19 protein-coding genes are annotated in these 24562 nt (G+C 63.1%); 14 read left to right on the forward strand and 5 right to left on the reverse strand.

The window, feature by feature from the left end:
- The first annotated feature begins 76 nt into the window (after positions 1–76).
- From fdhD to DFO48_RS09330, 6 genes are all read left to right on the forward strand, one after another.
- Positions 77–940: a formate dehydrogenase accessory sulfurtransferase FdhD gene (gene fdhD, locus DFO48_RS09305; protein WP_114863209.1), complete on the forward strand. Its 864-nt coding sequence runs from the start codon at positions 77–79 to the stop codon at positions 938–940.
- A 96-nt stretch (positions 941–1036) separates the two neighbouring features.
- Positions 1037–1441, forward strand: coding sequence for a hypothetical protein (locus DFO48_RS09310; protein WP_114863210.1), 405 nt, complete (start codon positions 1037–1039; stop codon positions 1439–1441).
- A 169-nt stretch (positions 1442–1610) separates the two neighbouring features.
- On the forward strand, positions 1611–2939 hold the full coding sequence (gene miaB / locus DFO48_RS09315; RefSeq protein ID WP_003075245.1) for a tRNA (N6-isopentenyl adenosine(37)-C2)-methylthiotransferase MiaB: 1329 nt from the start codon (positions 1611–1613) through the stop codon (positions 2937–2939).
- Between the two features lie 188 nt (positions 2940–3127).
- Positions 3128–5440, forward strand: a complete 2313-nt coding sequence (locus DFO48_RS09320; RefSeq protein WP_003075243.1) for a hypothetical protein — start codon at positions 3128–3130, stop codon at positions 5438–5440.
- Positions 5422–6624 carry a hypothetical protein gene (locus DFO48_RS09325; protein WP_114863211.1) on the forward strand — a complete coding sequence of 401 codons (1203 nt, stop codon included), beginning with the start codon at positions 5422–5424 and terminating at the stop codon, positions 6622–6624. Before DFO48_RS09320 ends, DFO48_RS09325 begins: the two co-directional genes overlap by 19 nt.
- Entirely contained in the window at positions 6621–7328 is a 708-nt protein-coding gene (locus DFO48_RS09330; RefSeq protein WP_114863212.1) for a DUF1266 domain-containing protein, read from the forward strand. Before DFO48_RS09325 ends, DFO48_RS09330 begins: the two co-directional genes overlap by 4 nt.
- Positions 7329–7395: 67 nt before the next feature.
- On the opposite strand, the gene DFO48_RS09335 is transcribed toward DFO48_RS09330, so the two are convergent.
- The gene (locus DFO48_RS09335; protein ID WP_034348519.1) at positions 7396–7974 is read right to left on the reverse strand and encodes a C40 family peptidase; all 579 of its coding nucleotides are present in this window, start codon (positions 7972–7974) and stop codon (positions 7396–7398) included.
- 322 nt (positions 7975–8296) lie between these two features.
- Complete coding sequence (ffh, locus tag DFO48_RS09340) at positions 8297–9688, reverse strand: signal recognition particle protein (RefSeq protein WP_003075236.1); 1392 nt, start codon at positions 9686–9688, stop codon at positions 8297–8299.
- A 392-nt stretch (positions 9689–10080) separates the two neighbouring features.
- Here ffh and DFO48_RS09345 point away from each other — a divergent pair, with 392 nt between their 5' ends.
- The 8 genes from DFO48_RS09345 to DFO48_RS09380 all read left to right on the forward strand — a co-directional run bounded on the left by DFO48_RS09345 (position 10081) and on the right by DFO48_RS09380 (position 21088).
- Entirely contained in the window at positions 10081–10887 is an 807-nt protein-coding gene (locus tag DFO48_RS09345; protein WP_003075234.1) for an inner membrane protein YpjD, read from the forward strand.
- A complete protein-coding gene (locus tag DFO48_RS09350; RefSeq protein ID WP_003075232.1) occupies positions 10884–11129 on the forward strand; it encodes a PP0621 family protein in 246 nt (81 codons plus the stop codon). Before DFO48_RS09345 ends, DFO48_RS09350 begins: the two co-directional genes overlap by 4 nt.
- 4 nt (positions 11130–11133) lie before the next feature.
- Positions 11134–12939, forward strand: a complete 1806-nt coding sequence (locus DFO48_RS09355) for a PAS domain-containing sensor histidine kinase (protein WP_003075230.1) — start codon at positions 11134–11136, stop codon at positions 12937–12939.
- Positions 12940–12986: 47 nt separating this feature from the next.
- Positions 12987–14453, forward strand: coding sequence for a sigma-54 dependent transcriptional regulator (locus DFO48_RS09360; RefSeq protein ID WP_003075228.1), 1467 nt, complete (start codon positions 12987–12989; stop codon positions 14451–14453).
- Positions 14446–15084, forward strand: coding sequence for a 1,6-anhydro-N-acetylmuramyl-L-alanine amidase AmpD (ampD, locus tag DFO48_RS09365; RefSeq protein WP_114863213.1), 639 nt, complete (start codon positions 14446–14448; stop codon positions 15082–15084). The genes DFO48_RS09360 and ampD overlap by 8 nt, the downstream gene beginning before the upstream one ends.
- A 505-nt stretch (positions 15085–15589) precedes the next feature.
- Positions 15590–18499, forward strand: coding sequence for a ribonucleoside-diphosphate reductase subunit alpha (locus tag DFO48_RS09370; protein WP_003075224.1), 2910 nt, complete (start codon positions 15590–15592; stop codon positions 18497–18499).
- 223 nt (positions 18500–18722) lie between these two features.
- Positions 18723–19814 (forward strand): ribonucleotide-diphosphate reductase subunit beta, encoded by a 1092-nt coding sequence (locus DFO48_RS09375; protein ID WP_003075222.1) that lies wholly within the window; start codon positions 18723–18725, stop codon positions 19812–19814.
- 179 nt (positions 19815–19993) lie between these two features.
- Positions 19994–21088, forward strand: coding sequence for a hypothetical protein (locus DFO48_RS09380; protein WP_114863501.1), 1095 nt, complete (start codon positions 19994–19996; stop codon positions 21086–21088).
- Positions 21089–21192: 104 nt separating this feature from the next.
- Here the strand turns inward: DFO48_RS09380 and DFO48_RS09385 are convergent, their stop codons facing one another.
- From DFO48_RS09385 to prmA, 3 genes are all read right to left on the reverse strand, one after another.
- Positions 21193–22092: a carbohydrate kinase family protein gene (locus DFO48_RS09385; protein ID WP_003081078.1), complete on the reverse strand. Its 900-nt coding sequence runs from the start codon at positions 22090–22092 to the stop codon at positions 21193–21195.
- Positions 22093–22203: 111 nt separating this feature from the next.
- On the reverse strand, positions 22204–23505 hold the full coding sequence (locus DFO48_RS09390; protein ID WP_114863502.1) for a DUF3426 domain-containing protein: 1302 nt from the start codon (positions 23503–23505) through the stop codon (positions 22204–22206).
- Between the two features lie 61 nt (positions 23506–23566).
- Complete coding sequence (prmA, locus tag DFO48_RS09395; protein WP_003081081.1) at positions 23567–24457, reverse strand: 50S ribosomal protein L11 methyltransferase; 891 nt, start codon at positions 24455–24457, stop codon at positions 23567–23569.
- Positions 24458–24562: the final 105 nt, after the last annotated feature.

Here is a 24562-nt window from a genome sequence, read left to right on the forward strand (position 1 = left end):
CCCGCGCTGCGCAAAGCCCCGAGCCGGAGTCCGCCCCTTGCCGGCAAGGGATGCGCCTGCTGACTATCATCAGCCCATGACCGAGTCCGCCTGCCCCATCCCTGCCCAGCCGATAGCACCGCTGCACACCCATGCCGTGAGCTTCTTCCACGCCGGGCAGCAGGAGCGGCAGGAGCGCGTGCTGGCGGCCGAGGTGCCGATCGCGCTGGTCTTCAACGGCATCTCGCATGCGGTGATGATGGGCTCGCCCACCGATGTGGAAGACTTTGCACGGGGCTTTGCGCTGACCGAGGGCATCATCGACAGCGCCGCTGACTGCTACGGCATCGAAGCCCGCCCCGTGTCTGCCGCGGCAGCCGGCCTGCCCGAAGGCATGGACGGCATGGAAGTGCAGCTCGACATCGCCTCGCGCTGCTTTGCCCGGCTCAAGGACAGGCGCCGCAGCATGACGGGCCGCACGGGTTGTGGCGTCTGTGGAGTCGAGAGCTTTGCGGCGCTGGACCTGTCGTTTGACGCCCTGCCGCACCAGGACTGGCTGGAGCAGGTCGACGCCGCCACCGTGCTCAAGGCGATTGACGCCCTGCCGCCACACCAGATTCTCAATGCCGAGGCCGGCGCCATCCATGCCGCAGGCTGGGCCACGCTGGCGGGCGACATCACGGATGTGCTCGAAGACGTGGGCCGCCACAATGCGCTGGACAAGCTGGTCGGCCGGCTGGCGCGCACGGGCCGCCTCGGCGAGCCCGGCTTTGTAGTGCTGTCCAGCCGCGGAAGCCATGAACTGGTGCGCAAATGCGCCAAGGTCGGCATCGCGGCGCTGGCCACGATTTCCGCGCCCACCTCCATGGGCGTGCGCATGGCTGAACTGACGGGCCTGCGCTTCTGGGGGCTGTGCCGTCCGCCCAAAGCGGTGCTCTATGCCGCGGGCGGCAAAGCCTGAGCAAGCCCTGCTGCCAAGCGCCAGCCTCTAGAATCACGGCATTGCGGCCATGACTAAAGCTCTGACCGCCCCACGATCAGCCCCTGGATATACACCATGAACCGCTGCACCACCGACCTCATCAGCCGCCGCTTCGTGGCCTGCGCCCTGCTGGCTGCTGCCGCTAGCGCCGGTCTGCCGGCCCTGGCCCAGGGCCTGCCCTCGGACGACACGCGCAACTTTCCGCCCACGGCGCAGTTCGGCGAACTGACGGTCACCAACTTCCCCGAAGTGGCCATCAACGGCACAGCCATTCGCACCACGCCCGGCTTTCGCCTGTTCAGCCGCGAGCGCAGCATTGTTTTTGCCAGCAACTATGCAGGCCAGAAGATGCTGGTGGGCTATGTGATCGAGCCGCAGACCCAGAGCCTGCACACGGCCTGGATTCTGACCCCTGCCGAAATCGAGAAATACAAGCCGATCCAGCCGCGCACCCTGCTGCAGCGCGTTTTCGGCAGCTGAGTCCGGCCCGCGCCGACCGCTATTGATTAAAGAGCTGCTTGCGCTTTTTCCGTAAGCTTTTCGAACTGTTTTCATATTCAAATCAAGTGATGGCAAGCGCTAGCCGCTATCACTCTGTGCTCGCAGACTCTGCAAGCCCGCACCCGACAACACCTGACAAGAGCGCCCCATGAGCAAGAAAGTCTTTATCAAAACCTTTGGCTGCCAGATGAACGAGTACGACTCGGACAAGATGGCCGATGTGCTGGGCGCGGCCCAGGGTTACGAGCCCACGCAGAACGTGGACGAGGCCGATCTGATCCTGTTCAATACCTGCTCGGTGCGCGAGAAGGCCCAGGAAAAAGTATTCAGCGATCTGGGCCGCATCCGCCACCTCAAGGAAAAAGGCGTGCTGATCGGCGTGGGCGGCTGCGTGGCCAGCCAGGAGGGTGCCGAGATCATCAAGCGCGCGCCGTTTGTCGATGTGGTCTTCGGCCCCCAGACCCTGCACCGCCTGCCCGAGCTGCTCAATCAGCGTGCGGCCAAGGCCAAGCCCCAGGTCGATATTTCCTTCCCCGAAATCGAGAAGTTCGACCACCTGCCGCCGGCACGCGTGGAAGGCGCTTCGGCCTTTGTCTCCATCATGGAGGGCTGCTCCAAATATTGCAGCTACTGCGTCGTGCCCTATACGCGCGGCGAGGAAGTCAGCCGCCCGTTCGAGGACGTGCTGGTGGAAGTCGCGGGCCTGGCCGAGCAAGGCGTCAAGGAAATCACGCTGCTGGGCCAGAACGTCAACGCCTACCTGGGCAAGATGGGCGACAGCAGCGAGATGGCCGACTTCGCGCTGCTGCTGGAATATGTGGCCGAAATTCCCGGCATCGAGCGCATCCGCTACACCACCAGCCATCCCAACGAGTTCACGCCACGCCTGATCGAGGCCTACGCCAAGATTCCGCAGCTGGTCAGCCACCTGCACCTGCCCGTGCAGCATGGCAGCGACAAGATCCTCATGGCCATGAAGCGCGGCTACACGGCCATGGAATACAAGAGCACCATCCGTAAGCTGCGCGCCATCCGTCCCGATCTGGCCATGAGCAGCGACTTCATCGTGGGCTTCCCCGGCGAGACAGAGGAAGACTTCCAGAAGATGATGAAGCTCATCCACGACGTGCGCTTCGACAACTCGTTCAGCTTCATCTTCAGCCCCCGCCCCGGCACGCCTGCTGCCAATCTGCACGACGACACGCCGCACGAAGTCAAGCTGCGCCGCCTGCAGGAGCTGCAAGCCGTGATCAACACCAACATCAAGGAGATCAGCGAAGAGCGTGTCGGCACGGTGCAACGCCTGCTGGTCGAAGGCGTGAGCAAGCGCGACGGCAGCGAGCTGATGGGCCGCACCTATTGCAACCGCGTGGTCAACTTCCCCGGCAACGAGCGTTTGATCGGACAGATGGTGGATGTGAAGATTACCGAAGCCAAGGCTTACACCTTGCGCGGCGAAGTCCTGCTCAAGGATTGACAGCCCGACAGTCCCTGGCCTCATCCACAAGAAGCCTGCCTGCAATGCCAAGGCAGGCTTTTTTCATGACTGGTTATAAATTCTGTAACAAATGGTGATGCCTTGCCGGATGGCACACGCCTCTTCAATCCGCCGCTAGGATGGTGGCCTATTGGGGCCAAGCTGCCTCGGATTGAACTCTGGACACCATGAACCAAACTGCCGCACTGCAGGGCGATTCCATCTACGCCTTGCTGGACCAAGCCCATGAGCTACTGAACGACTACAACGACGACAAGCCCGGCAGCATCAGCCGTCAGGACCGCATCGCCGCTGCGGTGGAATTGATGGGGCAGCAGAACTTTGCCCCGGCCACCGTGCAGGAGCTCGAGCGCGTTCACGACTTCTGGCTCTACCTCGATCAGCCCGAAGCGGCCAACAAGCTGCTGCAGCAGCATCGCGGCGCAGCCCTGGCCGCGGCCGACGAACTGAGCCCCGCAGAAGCCGCGCTGCGCCTGAGCCTGAGCGACATCCAGAGCCGCATGGGCTTTGACCAGCCCTCCGCGCAAGCCCTGCTGGGTGCGGCGGCACAGGCCATTGCCCGGCTGCCCGAGGATGTGGACAGCGACAACTACTGGCATGGCTGGCATTGGATGGCTTCGCAGCTGCAGGCCTGGGAAGCTGCGGCCACGGGCCTTGAGCTGCAACGCGCCCAGGAGCGTCGCAACCCCGATCTGGCCGAAGATGCGGCCTACCTCGATGCCATTGTCTGTGTTCGCAAGGCGGAAATGGCCCAGAAAAGCGGCCACGCCAGCGAAGCCGTCAGCCTGGTGCAGAACGCCATCAATCTCCTGCGCGATGCCGCACCCGACCAGCAGGTGGACTTTGACCGCTGGATGACGCTGGCCGATCATGTGCTGCCGCTGGCACCGCAAAGCCTGCCCGCCTTGCTCATGGCCTGCGAGCAGCAACTGGCCGCCCTGGAAAATCCCCCGCCCTCGCAAGCCGTCAAGGCGCATCGCCAGGTCAAGATCGTGCGGCTGCAGGCCCAGGCCTGCGCTCAGGCCGGTCAGCTGGAGGCGGCGCTGCAGCTGGCCCCTCAGGGACACTTCGGACTGACGGATGATTCGGGCGATCCATTCACCGCCTCCTGGCTGGGCTGGCTGGAGCAGACCGGGCGCCTGAAGCAAGCCGCCGATCTGGCGCTTCAGAGCGTGCTCCACGCTCGTCCCGTCTCGGCCGTGGCCGCCTTCGAGATGGCCAAGAAGCAGTTCAGCAACGACCCGGAAAACGCCATCACCTGGGCCCTGGTTCTGGCCATTGGCCAGACTGACGAGGACATGCGCCAGCTGCTCGCGCAAGAAGAGAGGCCGCTGCACCCGGCGGATTTCTATCTGAACATGGTGCGCGCAGCCCAGCCGGCGCATCCGGTGCTGGCCTTGCTCGACGGCCTGCGCCTGGCACGCAAGCGCCAGATGGAGCAGGCTCTGCCGCTGCTGGAAATCGGCGTGGGCCAGCACCCCGAGATGGCCGACAGCGACAAGCTGCCCACGCTCTGGGCTGCCCGCTTTGCCGCGCTGCCGCTGGAAGAAGCGCTGGCTCGGCCCTTCCCCCAGGGCCATGGCGCGCACTGGTGCTACGCCGCCGGCGTGGTCCTTGACGATGCAGACGATCTGGCACCGCTGATGGGTGGCAAGAAGAAAGTGCCTGCGCAGGAGGTTCGCGAGCCTCTGGTCGTGCGCTACTACGAGGAAGGTCTCGCCCGCTTCGAGCATTTCTGGGCGACTGGCCAGGGCCGCTTCAAGGATGGCGACCTGCATGTGTACTCCATGCTGTGCAACAACCTGGCCATCAAGTACCGCTTCATGGACCGCTACGACGAGGCCGCCGAGCTGCACCACAAGGGACTGGGCAGCAGCCCGTTTGCCGAGCATCACAACGGCCTGCTGTGGTGCGCCGTGGGCAAGGACGACGATGCGCAGACCGTGGTCGAGGCCGAGCGCCTGTGGCATTTCGCCCAGGAGCATGGCTACAGCCGCCATGAGCCCACGCGCTACTTCTCCACCGTCGCCCTGTCGCTCTACAAGCTCAACCGCGATGACGAGATCAGCATCTGGATGGAGCGTCTGGACCAGTGGTTCCACGACCTGGATGAGGACGAGCAGCGCGACGTGCGCCGCAACTACCTGGCGTCCCTGATGTCCATGCTGGACTTTTTCTCCAGCACGCGCCCCGAGCTGGTGCTGCCGCGCCTGCGCACGCATCAGCAAGAAGTCATTGCGCTGCAGGACTGCTATCCGCTGCGCCGCCTGGCCTGTGCGCTAGAGGCCTACCCCGAGCTGCTGGAGGAATCCGTGGCACTGCACAAGCAGGCCAACAGCTATCTGGACAAGGACGACGACGAGGACGAGCGGCGCATGTCGCAGTCCGGCATAGAGCGCGCCGAGCGCAAGCTGGCCGAGCGCGACGCCCAGACCGGCACTGCGGCTTCGGGTCGCAAACCATGGTGGAAATTCTGGTGAATCAGGTCGTCGAAAAGGCCGCTGCCGCCAGTGCCTACAAGGCGCGCGATGTCGTCAACGCCCCAGCCATCAAGCAGCGCATCAAGGAGCGCAGCGCAGAGCGCGGTGACGCGGCCGATGTCGCGTCCTGGCTGGGCAACCATTTCTACCGCCATGTGGTGGGCAATCTGCAGGCCGACGAGCCTGCCGTGCTGCGCATTGCCGACGCCCGGCAGTTGCAGGAGCTGGCCGGCCGCCAGGAGCCGCCGGCCTGGGCGCTGGAGCGGCTGGCGCGCAAGCAGGCCGGCTTCGAGCTGCCCGACCTCTGGTGGGTGCAGCCCGACAGCGCCGCCCTGCTGGCGCTGGAGACGCGGCTGGTGGAATTTCTCTCCACCCGCAAGGGCACCTCTCTCGAAGGCAAGCTTCAGCGCGTGAACTGTCCACAGGCGCTGGCGCGCTGGACACTGGAGCATCTGGCTTTCGAGAAAAAGCAGAACAGCGGCCGGGTTGAGCACAGCCAAAGCGCCGTGCACGGGCTGCTGCGTGGCCAGCACGGTACCTTTGTGGAGTTTGACGGCACAAGTGCGCAGATGCGCCAGGAAATGGCCTATGAAAGCCAGATGATGGGCCACTGTGTGGGCCAGTTTGCCAACCGCAAGTCCTTCAGCGGCGGCTATGGAGAACATTACGCCGAGGGTCTCGAATCGGGGCGCATGCGGCTGTTCAGCTACCGCACGGGCACTGCCCAGCCCCGCATCACCGTCAATGCCTATGTTCAAAAGGACGGCAAGCTTCAGATCGAGCAGATCAAGGGCAAGCAGAACCGGCCGCCGATTGATCGCTATATGCCCGATGTGGTGACCCTGCTCAACCATCTGCCGCTCAACGACGAGGTACCCGAAGACGCTCTGTCCATGGGCATTGTGCGCCGCCCGCCGGAGCTGCTGAAGGCCCATCCGGGGCTTGCGCCCTGGTGCTCGGTGCAGGAGCTGCAGACCGACGACGAGCAACTGTGGCTGATGCAGCAGCACCCCGGCCTGCTGCCCCGGCTCAATCTGCAGTCACCACTGATGCAGTGGATGGTGGCGGCACGCAAGGATTCGCTGGACAGCGAAGTCATTGAACGCATGCCCAAATCCGCGGCACTGAAACAGACCTTGGTGATGGCCAGAAAGCGCCCCGGTCGCACAGGAGTGCGCACATGAGCGGATGGACGATCTTTGTGCTCATCGTGGCCCTGATCTACTGGGTGCTGCGCGGCGGCTTCAAGCGCCTCAAGGAGGCCAAGCAACGCGGCGACATCATCAGCTACCAGGCGGGCAGTCAGAAGCGCAACTGGGCCCTGGCCCTGGCCCACCCGATGGCCTACCACGCCATGCAAGGCGGCTTTGCCAGCGATCTGCATGGCGCTGACGAAGCGCTGGCCAGGCAGCTGCGCCCCATGATCCTGCACCATCTTGGCCTGCGCACCGACCTCAGCGACGAACAGGTGCGCCTGCAGCTGCCCGATGCACTGCGCCAGCGCTGGTTCATGCTGGATCTGCAGCGCCTGCAGCGCAGCGACGACGTGCGCGCCGCGATGGCGTTTGCCTGCGCGCGCGTGACCTTTTTCGTGCGCAGCGCCAGGCTGCTGGAATGGACGGACGAAGCCCTGCATTGGGATATCCTCGAGCTCAACGCCCAGCGCGCCCAGCAATGCTTCGACAGCTGGCTTGCTTTCGGCCAGGCCTATGCCCAGGGCCGCGCGCAATGGCTGGCACAAGGCCGCAGCGATGTGCTGGGCAAGGCCTTCACGTCCGAAGAAGTGGCCCAATGGGTGACGCAGGAGCAGCACCCCTGGCATGCGATGAGCTGGAATCTGCCGCTGGGCGGCGATGAGGCAAAGCCCGCCTCCGCGCCTGCAGCATAAGTGCGGGACACCCGCAAAAACCGAGGGACTGCCAAGCAGTCCCTTTTTTCATCCGCAGCGCAGCCGTTCAGGCAAAGATACTTCGGGCTTCCGTGAATCGCTTGGCGAAGTACACATTGTCCATGCGTACCCGCTGCACCGTTCCGCCGCTGGACGGCGCATGCACGAACTGTCCGTTGCCCACAAAAATTCCCATATGGGAATAGCGCCCGCCCAGAGTGTTGAAGAACACGAAGTCGCCGCGCATCAGATCGCGCCCGTCCACCGGATTGCTGGCCTGCGCCCATTGCGATGTGGTGCGGGGCAGACGGGTTTCCGTGATGCCGCCCACGGCCCACTGAATCAGACCGCTGCAGTCAAAACCGCCTTCAGGCGAGTTGCCGCCATAGGTGTAAGGCGTGTTGACCACCAGCATGGTGCGTGCCAGCAACGACTCGCGCAGCTCTGCATCCAGACTCAGGGCATTGGCCGGGCGCGCGGAGGAGCCACCTTGCGCAGCAGGCCGGGGCCTGTCTTTGGTGGTGGAGCACCCTGCCAGCACCGCAAGCAGCGAGCCCGCCAGCATCAGCGCGCTGCGGCGCTCCAGACATTGAGGCAGAGGTTGTCGCTGACCCGCCTCCACGAAAGTCCTGTCTTGTAGCTTCATGAGGCCGCATGTTCTCAGAAAGCCGCTGCCACATCCAGTATTTGCCCTGGATTGGCGCGCTTCTTTACAAAAAAGTGAGCTGCTCTCGCTTGCTATTCCTTAGATTCAGATGCATTTCTCATCCAAACCCATAAACAACAAGCGCAAGCAGCTCACTTTTTATAGATCGCTGATCTCAAACCAAGCACACCCCAACTCAGGGACAGGCACAAGCGCCTATGCCGGCCGCGCCGCCGCGCAGCGAGGCTGTCGTCCTCCTCCCATAGCGCGCAGCGCGTAGAGAGAGGGGGAAGCCGCGCAGCGGCTCAGGGGGGATCAAATATCAGAACGGCAGCTTGGGCATGCCACCGCCGCCCATCATGCCCTTCATGGCCTTCATGCCGCCCATCTTCTTCATCATCTTCATCAGACCGCCGCCCTTGAACTTCTTCATCATGGTCTGCATCTGCTCGAACTCCTTGAGCAGGCGGTTGACTTCCTGCACCTGCACGCCGGCGCCGTCGGCGATACGCTTCTTGCGCGTGGCCTTGATCAGGGCGGGGTTCTTGCGCTCCTTGAAGGTCATGGAGCAGATGATGCCTTCCTTGCGCTTGATCTCGCGCTCGGCCTTGTCCATATCGACCTGACCGGCCTTGCCGGCCAGCTCGGCGGGCAGCTTGTCCATCAGGGTCGAGAGACCGCCCATCTGCTTCATCTGCTGCAGCTGGGCCAGAAAGTCGTTGAGGTCGAAGCCGTCGCCGCTCTTGAGCTTCTCGGCCATCTTCTGCGCGGCTTCCATGTCCACGCCCTTGGTGACCTGCTCGACCAGGGCCACGATGTCGCCCATGCCCAGCACGCGCTGAGCGTGACGGTCGGCATCGAAGACTTCCAGGCCGTCGATCTTTTCCGAGACACCGGCGAACTTGATCGGCGCTCCTGTGATCTGGCGCACCGACAGCGCCGCACCGCCGCGCGAATCGCCGTCGAGCTTGGTCAACACGATACCGGTCAGCGGCAGCGCTTCCTTGAAGGCCTTGGCGGTATTGACCGCATCCTGGCCCTGCATGGCATCGACCACGAACAGGGTTTCGACGGGCTTGAGCGTGGCGTGCAAATCCTTGATTTCAGCCATCAGCAGCTCGTCGATGGCCAGACGGCCGGCCGTATCCACCAGCAGCACATCGAAGAAATGCCTTTTGGCGTAATCAATCGCGGCCACGGCGATATCGTGGGGCTTCTGGTCAGGCGTGGAAGGGAACCACTCGGCGCCAGCCTGGGCCGTCACGGTCTTGAGCTGCTCGATGGCCGCGGGGCGATACACGTCACCCGAGACCGTGAGCACCTTTTTCTTGCGCTTTTCGATCAGATGCTTGGCCAGCTTGGCCGTGGTGGTGGTCTTGCCGGCGCCTTGCAGGCCAGCCATCAGGATGACGGCGGGAGGCTGGGCATTGAGGTTGATGTCGGCCACGCCTTCGCCCATGGTCGCCGCCAACTCCTTGTTGACGATGGACACCAGCACCTGGCCGGGCTGCAGCGAGCTGATGACTTCCTGGCCCAGCGCCTTTTCCTTGACGCGGGCAATGAAGTCGCGCACCACGGGCAAGGCCACGTCGGCTTCCAGCAAGGCCATGCGCACTTCGCGCAGCATGTCCTGCACATTGGACTCGGTGATGCGGGCCTGGCCGCGCATCTCTTTGACAAGGCGCGAGAGTTTATCGGTGAGTGCGGAGGCCATAAGCAAAAAGCATTCGAAAGTTATGGATGGGCGGAAGTCGTGCGCGAGCGGGCAGCACGACTCTCCGGGCAGCTTGCGGACCCAGCTCAGGCGAGGCGAAGCTGCATGAACAGGCATTTTACCCGCTGCCCTTGATTGACGATGCCCCGCAGGCTTGTCCGTGATCTGCCTCAGGCGTGCAACGTCGCTGCGCTCTGCTCCGCAGCTCCCTCGAAAAAGAGACCAGGCCGGAGAAAATCCTTGAAGACCGGGCTCAAAAGCCGACGATCTGCTCAGCAAACGCTCAAACCCGCGCTCATGACCGGGTTCAGGCAGCGCTTTATGCGCAAAATTGACGGACGGCAGCGGCCTGCAGAAGATGAGTGAGGGCCAGCGGCACTATCATAGAAAGCATGCTCTCCCAACCGCTCACTGCAGCTGGCCCCATTGGCTGGATCCTGGCCATGGCAGCAGCCATTGCCTACGCCATTCCTGCACTTGCCACCCAGCACCTGCAAGAAGCCGGTGCCCGTCGCTGCCTGCGTCTGGCATGGGCACTGCATGCCCTGCTGCTGGGCTGGGGTTTGCTTGGCGAGCTGCCGCACTTCGGCTTTGCTCCCGCACTGTCGATCACTGCCTGGCTGGTGCTGACCGTCTACGTGGTGGAGCAGCAGCTGTACCCGCAGTTGCGCTCGCGCTGGCCGCTGTCCATCCTGGGAAGCGTGGCCGTGCTTCTGGCCGTGGTGTTCCCCGGTACACCGCTGCATGTCAACGCCTCGCCCTGGCTGCCGCTGCATCTGGCTCTGGGTATTGCTTCCTACGGTCTGTTTGCCGCAGCCGTCGTTCATGGCGCGCTGATGAGCCATGCCGAGCGGCAGATGCGCCAGGGCGGCGACCATGACAGCGGGCTGCCGCTGCTGACGCTGGAGCGGCTGACCTTCCGTTTTGTCGGAGCGGGCTTTGTGCTGCTGACCGCCACACTGGCTGCAGGCTGGCTGTTTGGCGAGCAGCTCTATGGCAAGGCATGGGTGTGGAATCACAAATCCATTTTCTCCCTGCTGTCCTGGCTGGCGTTTGCCGTGCTGCTGTTCGGCCGCAAACGATTCGGCTGGCGCGGCCAAAGCGCCGTACGAGTTCTCTATATCGGCGCCATCTTTTTGCTGCTGGCCTATGTCGGCTCGCGCTTTGTGATTGAAGTCCTGCTGGAGCGCGCAGCATGAAGTATTTGCTGGTCCTGCTGGTCGTGGTGGTGGCTGTCGGAATCTGGCGCAGCAAACGTCGCGCTGAAGTGGCCGAGCAGACCAGGCCTGCCAGCCCCCCCAAGCGCCTACAGTCCATGGTAGCCTGCGCTCACTGCGGCCTTCACCTGCCGCAGGCTGATGCCGTGAGCGACGCCTCGGGCAAGGTCTTCTGCAGCGCAGAGCACCGCCGCCTGGCCCAGCAAGACACTGAGCGCCACTGACCGCATGGTGAACTCCGCCTCGCCCTGGCAGCACACCGCCATCCCGCTGGATGCGGCCATCAGCCGGCGCGCAGACGCCAGCCTCAACGCCCCATTCGTACGCCTGTGGCAGGCCTTTCTCAGCGGCCGCGTGCTTCTGGCGCTGGCCCTGGTCCTGCTGCAGACGCTGAATCTGCAGCTGCAGAACATCAGCTCCCCCCTGGCCTGGCTGATCTGCTTCACCTATCTGACGCTGACCGTCGTGCTGCGCCTGGCAGCCGGGCGTCATTTGCCAGCGCCTCGCGCAGCCCTGCAATGGCTGCCCGTGATCGGCGTCGACATTGCGGCGATCTTTTTGCTGCAGATCTTTCAGGTCGGCTCGCTCAACTACACCGCGCTGCTGGCCATTCCCGTCCTGATCTCCTCGGCGCTGGGCGGGCTGATGCTGGCCTTTGGCACCACGGCCTGTATCACGCTGCTGACGCTGGCCTACACCTTCTGGCAATACCATGGCGGGCTCAACGACGGCGCCCAGTCTTACTACCAGGCGGCTTTTTCCTGCGCCGGCTACTTCTGCGTGGCCTATCTCACGCACGAGCTGGCCAAGCGTGTCCGGCGCGAGCGTTCCCAGGCCCTGTTCAACCGTTTGCGCACCCAGACCCAGGAGCAGGTCAACAGTCTGGTGATCAACCACTTCTCAGACGGCGTGCTGGTGGTCGACTCGAGCTTGCAGGTTCTGCAGGCCAATCCGGCCGCCTTGCAGCTGCTGGGCCTGCCCATAGATCACCCTCAGCCTTTTTCCCTGCAGGCCCATAGCTGGTGGGAGCCGCTGGCGCATTCCACACAAGCCAGCTTTGCCCATGCCCGCCCGCTGTCCGCCACGATTCACCTGCAGGCCCATGAGCGACGCGGTGCCACCGGCATGCATGTGCGCACACGCATCACCGAAGTTTCGGCGCCCTATCTGGACGAGGGTCCGCAGGCGCAAGCCAGCCACTCGCTTTGCGTCATGTTTCTTCACGACCTGCGCGAGATGGAAGCGCAGCTGCGCACCGAAAAGCTGGCCTCCATGGGCCGCATGTCGGCTGCCGTGGCTCATGAAATACGCAACCCGCTCGCGGCCATCACCCAGGCCAATGCGCTGCTGGCCGAAGACCTGGCGAGCCAGCCCGGACCACAGCAGCTATGCCGCATCGTGGGGCAGAACGCCGACCGACTGGCCCGCATCGCCGAAGAAATCCTCAACCTGGCACGCGTGCAGCAGGGCGCAGAAACCCATCAGGGCCAGTCGCTGCCGCTGGACACCCTGCTGGCCCAGATCAGCCATGAATGGCGCATACAGGCCGCTCCGCCGCGCCAGCTTCTGCTGCGGCTCAATGCAACGGCCCGCCATATCCTGTTCGATGAAGAGCATCTGCGCCGCGTGCTGATCAACTTGCTGGACAATGCCCAGCGCCACCGCAGCCATGCCGGCGATGAAGCGGGCCTGCAGCTGATCAGCGGCCACGGGCCCTTGAACGGCCAGATCCAGGGTCTCGCACCGCAGGACGACACCTGCTGGTTCATGGTCTGGAGTGATGGAGCACCATTGGAGTCCAGCGTCGAGCGCCATCTGTTCGAGCCGTTCTTCTCCTCTCAAAGCCGCTCCAGCGGCCTCGGACTCTATATCTGTCGCGAGCTGTGCCAGCGCTACGATGCCTCCATCAGCTATCAACGCCTGGCTCGCAACACACCGCAAGGCGATGTGAACGGCAACGCCTTTATCGTGACTCTGCGCAGCGGCCCTTCATCCCTCGCAAGCCACTCTCTTTTTGACTCGATCATGGTGTAAGCCCAGTGACATCATCGCCTCACTCATCCGCAGCGGCCAGCATTCTCGTGGTCGACGATGAACCGGATCTGCGCACGCTCTACGAGCTGACCCTGCTGCGGGAAGGCTACCGCGTGGAAACTGCGGGCTCGGTCCAGGAAGGCATGACTCAATTGCAAGGCCGCAATTTCGATGTCCTGATTACCGATATGCGCCTGCCCGACGGGATCGGCATGGAGCTGCTGCTGCACCTGCGCGACCAGTCACGCAGCGAGCGCTGCATCGTCATGACGGCCTACGGCTCTGCCGAAAACGCCGTCGAGGCCCTGCGCGCGGGCGCGTTCGACTATCTGACCAAGCCCGTGGACCTGCGCCAGTTCCGCCAGGTCGTGGCCTCGGCCGTGCAAGGCATTGGCGCAGTGCCCAAGCCCGGCAACCCGCCAACCAGCGACAGCTCGGTCGCCGCCGGCACAGGGGCGGGAGCGCAAGCTGGCGCCCTGGAGGCTCTGGTTGGCAAGTCTCAGGCCATGCAACTGGTCAAACAGCGCATTGCCAAGGTCGCCAAAGGCATGGCTCCCGTGCTGATCCACGGTGAATCCGGCACGGGCAAGGAACTGGTGGCACGCGCCCTGCACGGCTGCAGCCAGCGGGCCGATGGTCCCATGGTCGCGGTCAACTGCGGCGCCATCCCGGAAAGCCTGCTCGAAGCCGAGTTCTTCGGTGCCCGCAAGGGCTCCTACACCGGTGCCACGCAGGACAGGCCCGGCTACTTCCAGGCCGCACAGGGCGGCACCTTGTTTCTCGATGAAATCGGCGACCTGCCCCTGGCCATGCAGGCCAAGCTGCTGCGCGCCATTCAGGAGCGCAAGATTCGCCCGCTGGGCAGCACCCAGGAAGAAGCCGTCGATGTGCGCATCGTCAGTGCCACCCACCGCGATCTGGGAGCCGAAGTGCAGGCAGGCAATTTCCGCCAGGACCTGTTCTACCGTCTCAATGTCATCGAAATCGAGCTGCCCGCGCTGCGCGAGCGCCGTGAAGACCTGGGCCAGCTATGCCAGGCTTTGCTGCAAAAGCTGGCCCGCGAGTCCGGACTGGCTACGCCGGAGCTGGACGAGATCAGCCTCAGCCAGATAGCCCGGCTCCCGCTGCCTGGCAATGTGCGCGAGCTGGAGAACGTGCTGCACCGCGCCATTGCACTGGGCGAGGAAGGCCCGCTGCGTCTGCCCGAATCCAGCATGCCGACGGAGGACGCAGGTGCGGCGGCAGCGGCTTGCTCGGGCGCTTGGGCATCAAGCGCACCGCCGCCGCAAGCTAGGCACGCAGGCAGTCCGGCCACGCTGCCGGAGGATCTGCAAGGCTGGCTTGATGAGCAGGAGCGCAGCATTTTAGTCAGAGCCCTGCAGGACAACGGATTCAACCGCACTGCCACGGCGGCCAGACTGGGCATCAGCCTGCGCCAGATTCGCTACCGCATCGACCGTCTGGGCATAGACCTGCCGGCCGAAGGCAGCAAACACCAGAGCGACAATGTCTGATCCCGCACCTCATTTTTCATCCTTGCCGCTGCCACAGCAGCCTTGGCAGGCCGGCTGGTTTGGTGCAGCGCGTCACCTGAGATCTCCCAATTTCGGCCCTCGCCCCGGCGACGCGCAGATCGACCTCGTCGTCATCCACTCCATCAGCCTGCCCCCGGGCCAGTACGGCACAGGCGCGGTGCAGCAGCTGTTCACCAACCAGCTGGACTGGGACGCTCACCCCTATTACCAGGGCATTCGCGGCCTCGAAGTCTCGTCACATTTCTTTATCACGCGTCATGGCGAGATCTGGCAGTTCGTCAGCTGCGACGACCGCGCCTGGCATGCCGGCGTGAGCCAGTGGCGCGGGCGCGAGCGCTGCAACGACGACTCCATCGGCATCGAACTCGAAGGCCTGGAAGGCCTGAGCTTTGAAGCTGCGCAGTACCAGGCCCTGCAGCAGCTTTGCATAGCCATCGCGGTGCACTATCCGGTGCACTACATCGCCGGACACGAGCACATCGCGCCCGGGCGCAAGCAGGACCCCGGCCCGGGCTTTGACTGGCAGCGGCTGCAGCAGCAGCTGGGCAGCACAGACGGCACGCGCAGCTGGGAATTCCCCCCCAGCCCTGCAGCCTCAGGCGCCGCCTGAAATCTTCATAGCACCTACCGCCTTCCAGCACTCGATTTCATACATATTTAAAGCTGAAATCATTTACTGGCAGGCGCTATGCGCTCCTCATTTTGAGAATCCCAAGCATTCATCGTTGTGGGGCTTCGAGACGGCATGTCAATGGCGCGCGCGCAACAACTGTCGCCTGCATCAAACACGCAAATTTTTTACATATTTCCGGCCCGATCTGCCGCCGCGCGCAACCGCGCCACAGGCCTTTATTCATGCGGGATGAAGTCATTTTTGCGGCTGTCAAGCGGCGCTCGAAATGCCAGATTCAGTAGTTTCATCAAGTCTCTCGGATTTAAGCGCGATACACTACCGGTAGTGTTTTGAAGCGCCTTAGACCCCATATCTAGTGTTTACAAGTTGTGCACACCCTGTGCAAACCATGTGTAAACCGAGGCGCCGAATCGTGTTTTTGATGGCCTGCCAGCAGTGCAGGCCTTTGTCTGCCTATCCACATACTGACTCAGAGGAACTTATGCAAGAAGCGTTGAACTCACTGCCTTCTGCCGCACCTGCCGGTGCAGCCAATTCTTCCTCCCCCAATGACAGCTATCAGATCATCCGCCGCAGCGGCGATGTGGTGGCTTTCGCGCCCCAGAAGATTGCCGTGGCCCTGACCAAGGCTTTCCTGGCCGTGCGCGGCGCGCAAGGCGCGGCTTCCGCCAGCGTGCGCGACACCGTCAACGAACTCACCGACGGCGTGGTGCGCGCACTGGTGCGCTCGCGCCCCGATGGCGGCACCTTCCATATCGAAGATGTGCAGGACCAGGTCGAACTGGGCCTGATGCGCGCCGGTCACCAGGACGTGGCCCGCGCCTATGTGCTGTATCGCGAGCGCCGCAACCAGGAACGTGCCGAGCAGAAGAAGGTCGCCGAAGTGGCCGCCGCTGCCGCCGCCAAGCCCGTGCTGCATGTGACCGACAACGGCCAGCGCGTGCCGCTGGACCAGGAGCGCCTGGAGGCCCTGATCGTCGCTTCCTGCCGCAATCTGAATGCCGACATTCAGTCCGCACCCATCGTGGCCGAGACCCTGCGAAATCTGTACGACGGCGTGCCTCTGGCCGAGGTCTACAAGGCATCCATCCTGGCCGCCCGTACGCTGATCGAAAAAGACCCCGACTACACCTACGTCACCGCCCGCCTGCTGCTGCACACCATCGTGCGCGAAGTCATGGGCCGCGACGTGCAGCCCGCAGAAATGCAGGCCGCCTATGCCGACTACTTCCCCGGCTTTGTACAAAAGGGCGTGGACAACGAGCTGCTCAACCCCGAGCTGCTGAACTACGACCTGCCCCGTCTGGCCAAGGCCCTGAAGGCCGAGCGCGACGAGCAGTTCGACTACCTCGGTCTGCAGACCCTGTACGACCGCTACTTCCTGCACGTGCGCAAGACCCGCATCGAGCTGCCCCAGTCCTTTTTCATGCGCGTGGCCATGGGCCTGGCGCTGAACGAGCCCGACCGCAACGCCCGCGCCATCGAGTTCTACGAGCTGCTGTCGTCCTTCGACTTCATGTCGTCCACTCCCACGCTGTTCAACAGCGGCACGCTGCGCTCGCAACTGTCGTCCTGCTACCTGACCACCGTGCCCGACGATCTGGACGGCATCTACGAATCCATCAAGGAAAACGCTCTGCTGTCCAAGTTTGCCGGCGGCCTGGGCAATGACTGGACCCGTGTGCGTGCCCTGGGCTCGCGCATCAAGGGCACCAACGGCGAATCGCAAGGCGTGGTCCCCTTCCTCAAGGTGGTCAACGACACGGCCGTCGCCGTGAACCAGGGCGGCAAGCGCAAGGGCGCGGTCTGTACCTATCTGGAATCCTGGCACCTGGACATCGAAGAGTTCCTGGAGCTGCGCAAGAACACCGGCGACGACCGCCGCCGCACCCACGACATGAACACGGCGAACTGGATTCCCGACCTGTTCATGAAGCGCGTGATGGAAGCAGGCCAGTGGACCCTGTTCTCGCCCGCCGACGCCCCCGATCTGCACGACCTGTACGGCGAAGCCTTCGAGAAGGCCTACACCGCCTATGAAGCCAAGACCGACAGCGGCGAGCTCAAGCTGTTCAAGCGCGTGCCTGCCGTGGATCTGTGGCGCAAGATGCTCTCGATGCTGTTCGAGACCGGCCATCCCTGGATCACCTTCAAGGACCCCTGCAACATCCGCTCGCCCCAGCAGCACGTGGGTGTGGTGCACTCGTCCAATCTGTGCACCGAGATCACGCTCAACACCAGCGACACAGAAACCGCAGTCTGCAACCTGGGCTCGGTGAACCTGGTCCAGCACATCAAGGACGGCAAGATCGACCACGACAAGCTGCGCAAGACCGTGAACACGGCCATGCGCATGCTGGACAACGTGATCGACATCAACTACTACGCCGTGCAAAAGGCCAAGGACTCCAATCTGCGCCACCGCCCCGTGGGCATGGGCCTGATGGGCTTCCAGGACGCGCTGTATGAAATGCGCACCGCCTACGCCAGCCAGGGCGCCGTCGAGTTCGCCGACGAAGCCATGGAAGCGATCTGCTACTACGCTTACTGGGCATCGACCGAGCTGTCCAAGGAACGCGGCACTTACTCCACCTTCAAGGGCTCGCTGTGGGATCAGGGCATCCTGCCTCCCGACACCCTGAAGCTGCTGGAAAAGGCCCGCGGCGGCTATGTGGAAGTGGACCGCTCCGCCAAGCTGGACTGGGATGCCCTGCGCGCCAAGATCGCCAAGGACGGCATGCGCAACTCCAACTGCGTGGCCATTGCGCCCACCGCCACCATCTCCAACATCGTGGGTGTGGATGCCTCGATCGAGCCTTCGTTCGGCAACCTGTCCGTGAAGTCCAATCTGTCGGGCGAATTCACCGTCATCAACCAGTACCTGGTGCGCGACCTCAAGCGTCTAGGCCTGTGGGACGACGTGATGGTCATGGACCTCAAGCATTTCGACGGCTCGCTGCGCGCCATCGACCGCGTGCCCCAAGAGATCAAGAACCTCTACGCCACCGCGTTCGAAGTCTCGCCCGAATGGCTGGTGGAAGCCGCCTCGCGCCGCCAGAAGTGGATCGACCAGGCCCAGAGCCTGAACATCTACATGGCCGGTGCATCGGGCAAGAAGCTGCACGACACCTACATGCTGGCCTGGCTGCGCGGTCTGAAGACCACCTACTATCTGCGCACCACCAGCGCGACCAATATCGAGAAGTCCACCGTGCAAAGCCGTGTGCTGAACGCAGTGTCCTCCGGCGCTCCTGCCGCTTCGGCGGCTCCTGCAGCCAAGCCTGCGGTCAGCGCACTGGAAGCCGCTGCCGCCGCTGCCCGTGCCCAGGCACCCGCCACGGACATCAAGTTCTGCGCGATTGACGATCCAGGCTGCGAGGCGTGCCAATAACTGGCAACACCCCCTGAGGCGCTTGGCCTAGGCGGCCCCCGCGCCTTCCCCCTCTCTCGCTTTACGGGAGGGGGACGACACCCTCGGTGCGCGGCGGCGCTTCCTCGGTGTCTCTCGCTTTAGAGTGCGCCAGTATTTGAGTGGCGCCACTCGATAAATAAATGATTGAAAAGCTGGATGTCGATTGCACTGCGCCCAGCTTTTTCCCTTAAAGGAATAACTCATGCTGAGCTTTGACGACGACACCTTTGCCCCTTCCGCCACCAGCGCAGAAGCCGGCGCGTCCACCAGCACCCACAAGCGCGTGAATGCCGCTGACAAGCGCATCATCAACGCCAAGACCGACGTGAACCAGCTGGTTCCCTTCAAGTACAAGTGGGCCTGGGAAAAGTATCTGGCCACCTGCGCCAACCACTGGATGCCGCAGGAAGTGAACATGACGCGCGACATCGCGCTGTGGAAGGACCCCAACGGTCTGACCGAAGACGAGCGTCGCATCGTCAAGCGCAATCTGGGCTTCTTTGTGACGGCCGATTCGCTGGCCGCCAACAACATCGTGCTGGGCACCTACCGCCACATCACGGCGCCCGAGTGCCGCCAGTTCCTGCTGCGTCAGGCCTTCGAGGAAGCCATCCACACTCACGCCTACCAGTACATCGTGGAATCGCTGGGCCTGGATGAATCGGAAATCTTCAACGCCTACAACGAAGTCCAATCCATCCGCGACAAGGACGAGTTCCTGATCCCCTTCATCGAAGCGATCATGGACCCCAACTTCAACACCGGCACGCCCGAAACCGACCAGACTCTGCTGAAGTCGCTGATCGTCTTTGCCTGCCTGATGGAGGGTCTGTTCTTCTACGTGGGCTTCACGCAGATCCTGGCCCTGGGCCGCCAGAACAAGATGACGGGCGCTGCCGAGCAGTACCAGTACATCCTGCGCGACGAGTCCATGCACTGCAACTTCGGCATCGATCTGATCAACCAGCTCAAGCTCGAGAATCCGCATCTGTGGACAGCCGAGTTCAAGCAGGAAATCACGGAGCTGTTCCAGAAGGCCGTGGAGCTTGAATATCGCTATGCCGAGGACACCATGCCACGCGGCGTGCTGGGCATGAATGCATCCATGTTCAAGGGCTATCTGCGCTACATCGCCAACCGTCGTGCCACGCAGATCGGTCTCGAAGAGCTATTCCCCGGTGAAGAAAATCCCTTCCCCTGGATGAGCGAAATGATCGATTTGAAGAAAGAACGTAACTTCTTTGAGACACGAGTGATCGAGTATCAGACCGGAGGCGCACTTTCTTGGGATTAATTGCTTCTAAGCAGGCACAATGCGAGTCATGACTTGCTTCACTTCATTGCTACAAAAAACTGAGATTTTTGGCGTGAAGCAAATTTGTGTTCCTAGCGATGCGTAACTCCACATCGCTTTGAATCGTCCGGCACTGCAAAGAGCCGGACGTCTTATGCAAATCAACGAAGGAGAAAATGATGGCAACTGCGAAGAAGACGGCCGCCAAGGCCACAACCGAGAAAAAGACACCTGCCAAGAAGGCGGCCGCGCCCAAGGCTGAAGCTGTGAAGAAGGCAGCTGCAACCAAGACCGCAGCCCCCAAGGCCGCTGCTCCTGCAAAGGCTGCACCCAAGAAGGCTGCAACCAAGACCGCAGCCCCCAAGGCTGCTGCTCCTGCAAAGGCTGCGCCCAAGAAGGCTGCAACCAAGACCGCAGCTCCCAAGGCTGCTGCTCCTGCAAAGGCTGCACCCAAGAAGGCTGCAACCGCTGCCAAGGCCGCTGCTCCTGCAAAGGCTGCTCCCAAGAAGGCTGCAACCGCTGCCAAGGCCGCCGCTCCTGCAAAGGCTGCACCCAAGAAGGCTGCAACCGCTGCCAAGGCCGCTGCTCCTGCCAAGGCTGCACCCAAGAAGGCTGCAACCACTGCCAAGGCCGCTGCTCCTGCCAAGGCTGCACCCAAGAAGGCTGCAACCACTGCCAAGGCCGCTGCTCCTGCAAAGGCTGCAACTAAGAAGGCTGCAACTGCTGCCAAGGCCGCTGCTCCTGCAAAGGCCGCGCCCAAGAAGGCTGCAACCGCTGCCAAGGCCGCTGCTCCTGCAAAGGCCGCGCCCAAGAAGGCTGCAACCGCCGCCAAGGCCGCTGCTCCTGCAAAGGCTGCCCCCAAGAAGGCTGCAACCGCTGCCAAGGCCGCTGCTCCTGCGAAGGCTGCCCCCAAGAAGGCTGCAACCGCTGCCAAGGCCGCTGCTCCTGCAAAGGCTGCCCCCAAGAAGGCTGCAACTGCTGCCAAGGCCGCTGCCCCCAAGAAGGCTGCAACTACTGCCAAGGCCGCTGCGCCCAAGAAGGCTGCAACTGCTGCCAAGGCCGCTGCCCCCAAGAAGGCTGCAACTGCTGCCAAGGCCGCCGCTCCTGCAAAGGCTGCACCCAAGAAGGCTGCAACCGCTGCCAAGGCCGCCGCTCCCAAGAAGGCTGCAGCAGCACCCGCTCCTGCCGCAGTGACCGAAACCGCTGCACCCGTGGCACAGACCCGCCTGGCACCTCAAGCCGCCTGGCCCTTCCCCACAGGTAACAAGCCCTGATCGGTTCGCTGACCTGCACGCCATAAAAAAGCCCGAGCTCTCCTGCGAGAGCCGGGCTTTTTTACATGCACCGCGATCAGTACCCTCAGGGCACTGACATCGCATCAGGGCTGGAAGTCCAGCTGATAGTTCTGCGGGCCGCGTTGCGCAATCTTCAGCGCCCCCAAGCGGTTGCCCAGTTCGGCGCAACGCACCAGGTCCCAACCACGCTCCAGACCAAACAGGAAGGCACCGCGCCAGGCATCGCCGCAACCCGTGGGGTCGACCACGGCAGCGGGCTTGACCGGAGCAACCAGTGTCTTCTCACCCTGCTGCCAGACTTCGCAGCCTTCGGCACCCAGGGTCACGACCAGACCGCGCACCTTGCGCGAGATCTCGTCAAAGCTCAGGCCCGTGCGCTCGCTGAGCATCTTGCCTTCATAGTCATTCACCGCCACCCAGTCGGCCTGCTCGATAAAGGCCTTGAGTTCATCGCCGTTGAACATGGGCAGGCCCTGACCCGGATCGAACACAAAAGGAATGCCTGCAGCCTTGAACTGGGCGGCGTGCTCGATCATGGCCTGGCGGCCATCGGGAGCAATGATGCCGACCTTGACCTCGGCAGCCATGTCGGCAGTGATGCGGTTCTCATGCGCCTGCATCATGGCGCCTGGATGGAAGGCAGTGATCTGGTTGTTGTCATGATCGGTCATGATCATGCACTGCGCCGTATGCGTGCTCTGCAGCTGACCCACATGACGGGTCTCAATACCCAGCTCCTTGAAGCGCTGCACATAATCCGCACCATCGCTGCCCACCATGGCCATGGGCTGCGCATCGCCGCCGAGCAGCTTCAGGCTATAGGCAATATTGCCGGCACAGCCACCAAAGTCGCGGCGCAGCGTGGGCACCAGAAACGATACATTCAGTATGTGCAGCTGGTCGGGAAGAATCTGGTCTACGAAACGACCTTCAAAGGTCATGATGTTGTCGAATGCCAGCGACCCGCAGATCAAAGCGGCCATGGTGCGTTCTCTTTCAGAAATGAATGAAGGGGGGCTTGCGCCAACAAAGATGTACAACGGGCGTTTCTGCTGACGAGACACCTTGCCTGATCCGCATTGGCACAAGCCGTATTAGGGGTAAAAAACCAGTGCCCGGTAACCCGCCACGGCAGCGCCAAGATCCTGCACTTGCACTTGCACAGGCACGTTGACGCTCCACTCCTGACGGGCTTGCAGCTGCTGCGGGGCACCCAGAGGCTTCAGGTCGATGACCCGGCGCAGCAAAGGCCTGTCCTGTGCATCGGTCAGGGTCAGCTCGGCCATGGGCATGGCCACCGGCACATCGGAGCGATTCTCCAGGGTCAGGCTCCACTGGTACTGACGGGCATCGGCAAGCTGCTTGAAGCCCGAGCCACTGATCACCACATCGGCAATCGCGCGGCGGGCCTGCAGCTCGCAACCCGCCAGACTGCAGGCCTTGGCCAGCACAGGGGCCAGCGCCGGATATTGCGCAGCCAGCACATCACGCTGCTGCCAGGCATGCTGTCCGACGACACCGGCAACAGCCACCAGCGAGCCAAGAACCAGCGCCACACGCATTCCTGCCGAGTGCCAGAACGCCTGCCGGCGGGCCTCGCGCACAAAGCCCGGCTCATCGCCTGCAATGGCAACAGCCTCATCCTGATCCGAATCCGTGACGGCCTGCGCCCGGTCCCTGGCAGGTTGTATATCGCCGATATCGGCGTGCAGCAGCGCCTCTTTGGAGACGGCCTTGGCCTCATCCTCGAGGTCCTGCGCGGCCTCGGGCATCAGGGCCTCGCTTGGCGGCGGCGATACCAGCAGCTCCGGCTCCAGCGCCGGCTCGGCGGGCGCGGGAATATCACTGGTTTCCAGCCTGTCTTCCGGCTCCCTCACCTCGGGATGAGGTTCATGCTGAGCAGGCTCTGCATCCTCTTCAGTCAGAGGACGCGCCTGATCGACAAACGAGGACTGTCCATCCGCCATCCCGGGCATGGCCCCGAAAGGCTCTGGCTCGGAAGCCACATCGGCAGGCTTTGCTGGCGGCGTGGCTGCTCCGGTCTGAGCAACAGTCGCTGCCGCGACTACCGAATCCGAAGCCGATTTCTGCGGTGCCTCAGCCTTCTGCGCATCGAAGGCGGGAGCGGCCAGCGCAGAATCTGCGGCCTCCTGCTGCGGCCAAGCCGGCGCCCGTTCGCCAGCCTGCGTCGGCTGCGCCTCCTGCACGGGCGGCTTCTGCGGCGCATCAGCAGCTTCCGGCTGCAGCAGCTCATCGGGCACGGACTGCAAATCCTGCGAGGCATCAAAGACGCTCTGACACATCCCGCAGCGCACCCAGCCCTGCGAGATGCGCAGCTGGTCGGCAACCACTTTGAAGCGGGTTCCACAGGAGGGGCAACGGGTGACTTGGCTCATCAAGATGTCATTGTAGGCAGCAACCACCCGCACACCTGCTGGCGGCGGGTCTGTCTCGCAATCAGGCCGCGCGCTGGGCGGTCATGAGAATCCAGCCGTCCTCGCTATCGGCCACCTCAAGCTTGAGATAAGGCGCATAGGCCTCTTTCAGCTCATCGGCCTGGCGCTCCAGAATGCCGGCCAGCACCAGATTGCCGCCAGCTTGCACACGGCCGCACAGCAGCGGAGCCAGCACCTTGAGCGGCGTGGCCAGAATATTGGCCAGCACGGTCCGGTACTCGCCGCCAGCCGCATCGGGCAGACCGGCCTTGATCTCCACATGGTTGGCGCTGCTGTTGTAGTTGGTCGATTCCACGGCTGCGGGATCGATATCCACCGCATCCACATCGGTCGCGCCGAACTTGGCGGCACCAATGGCCAAAATGCCCGAGCCACAGCCATAGTCCAGCGTGCGCCCCAGGGAGCCCTCGGGCTGGCGTGCAATCCAGCGCAGACACATGCGAGTAGTGGGGTGGGTGCCGGTACCAAAAGCCAGACCAGGGTCCAGACGGATGCTGACCTTGGCCTGCTCGGGCAGTTCATGCCAGGTGGGCACGATCCAGAACTCGGGCGTGATATCCACGGGCTCGAACTGCGACTGCGTCAGGCGCACCCAGTCCTGCTCGGGAACGGGCTTGAGGGCGAGAATCTTGCAGCCTTCAAAAAAGTCCTGCGGCAGCAGCAGATCACGCGCTTCGGTGGCCGCAGCTTCGTCGGGATAGAGGGCAATCACGCGGCTGCGGTTCCAGCCTTCCTTCGGTGCGGGCATGCCAGGCTCGCCGAACAGCGCCTGCTCGGCCTCGGTCTGCGCATCGGCATCTTCTACGGACACGCTCAATGCATCGAGTGCATCCAGCGCTTCGCTAATGGTTTCGACCCGATCTTCGGGGCACAGCAGGCTCAGCTCGAACATGGCCATCCTTTCTAGCAACTGCGTCATCCATGCCAGCTCAGGCCTGATGGAGAGAACGCACTTGTACTTTCCTGAAAAACGAAAATGCTGGCCTCCGTTGCCAGA

The organism is Comamonas sp. AG1104, assembly GCF_003350425.1.
In the GTDB taxonomy this organism is placed as follows: domain Bacteria; phylum Pseudomonadota; class Gammaproteobacteria; order Burkholderiales; family Burkholderiaceae_C; genus Comamonas; species Comamonas testosteroni.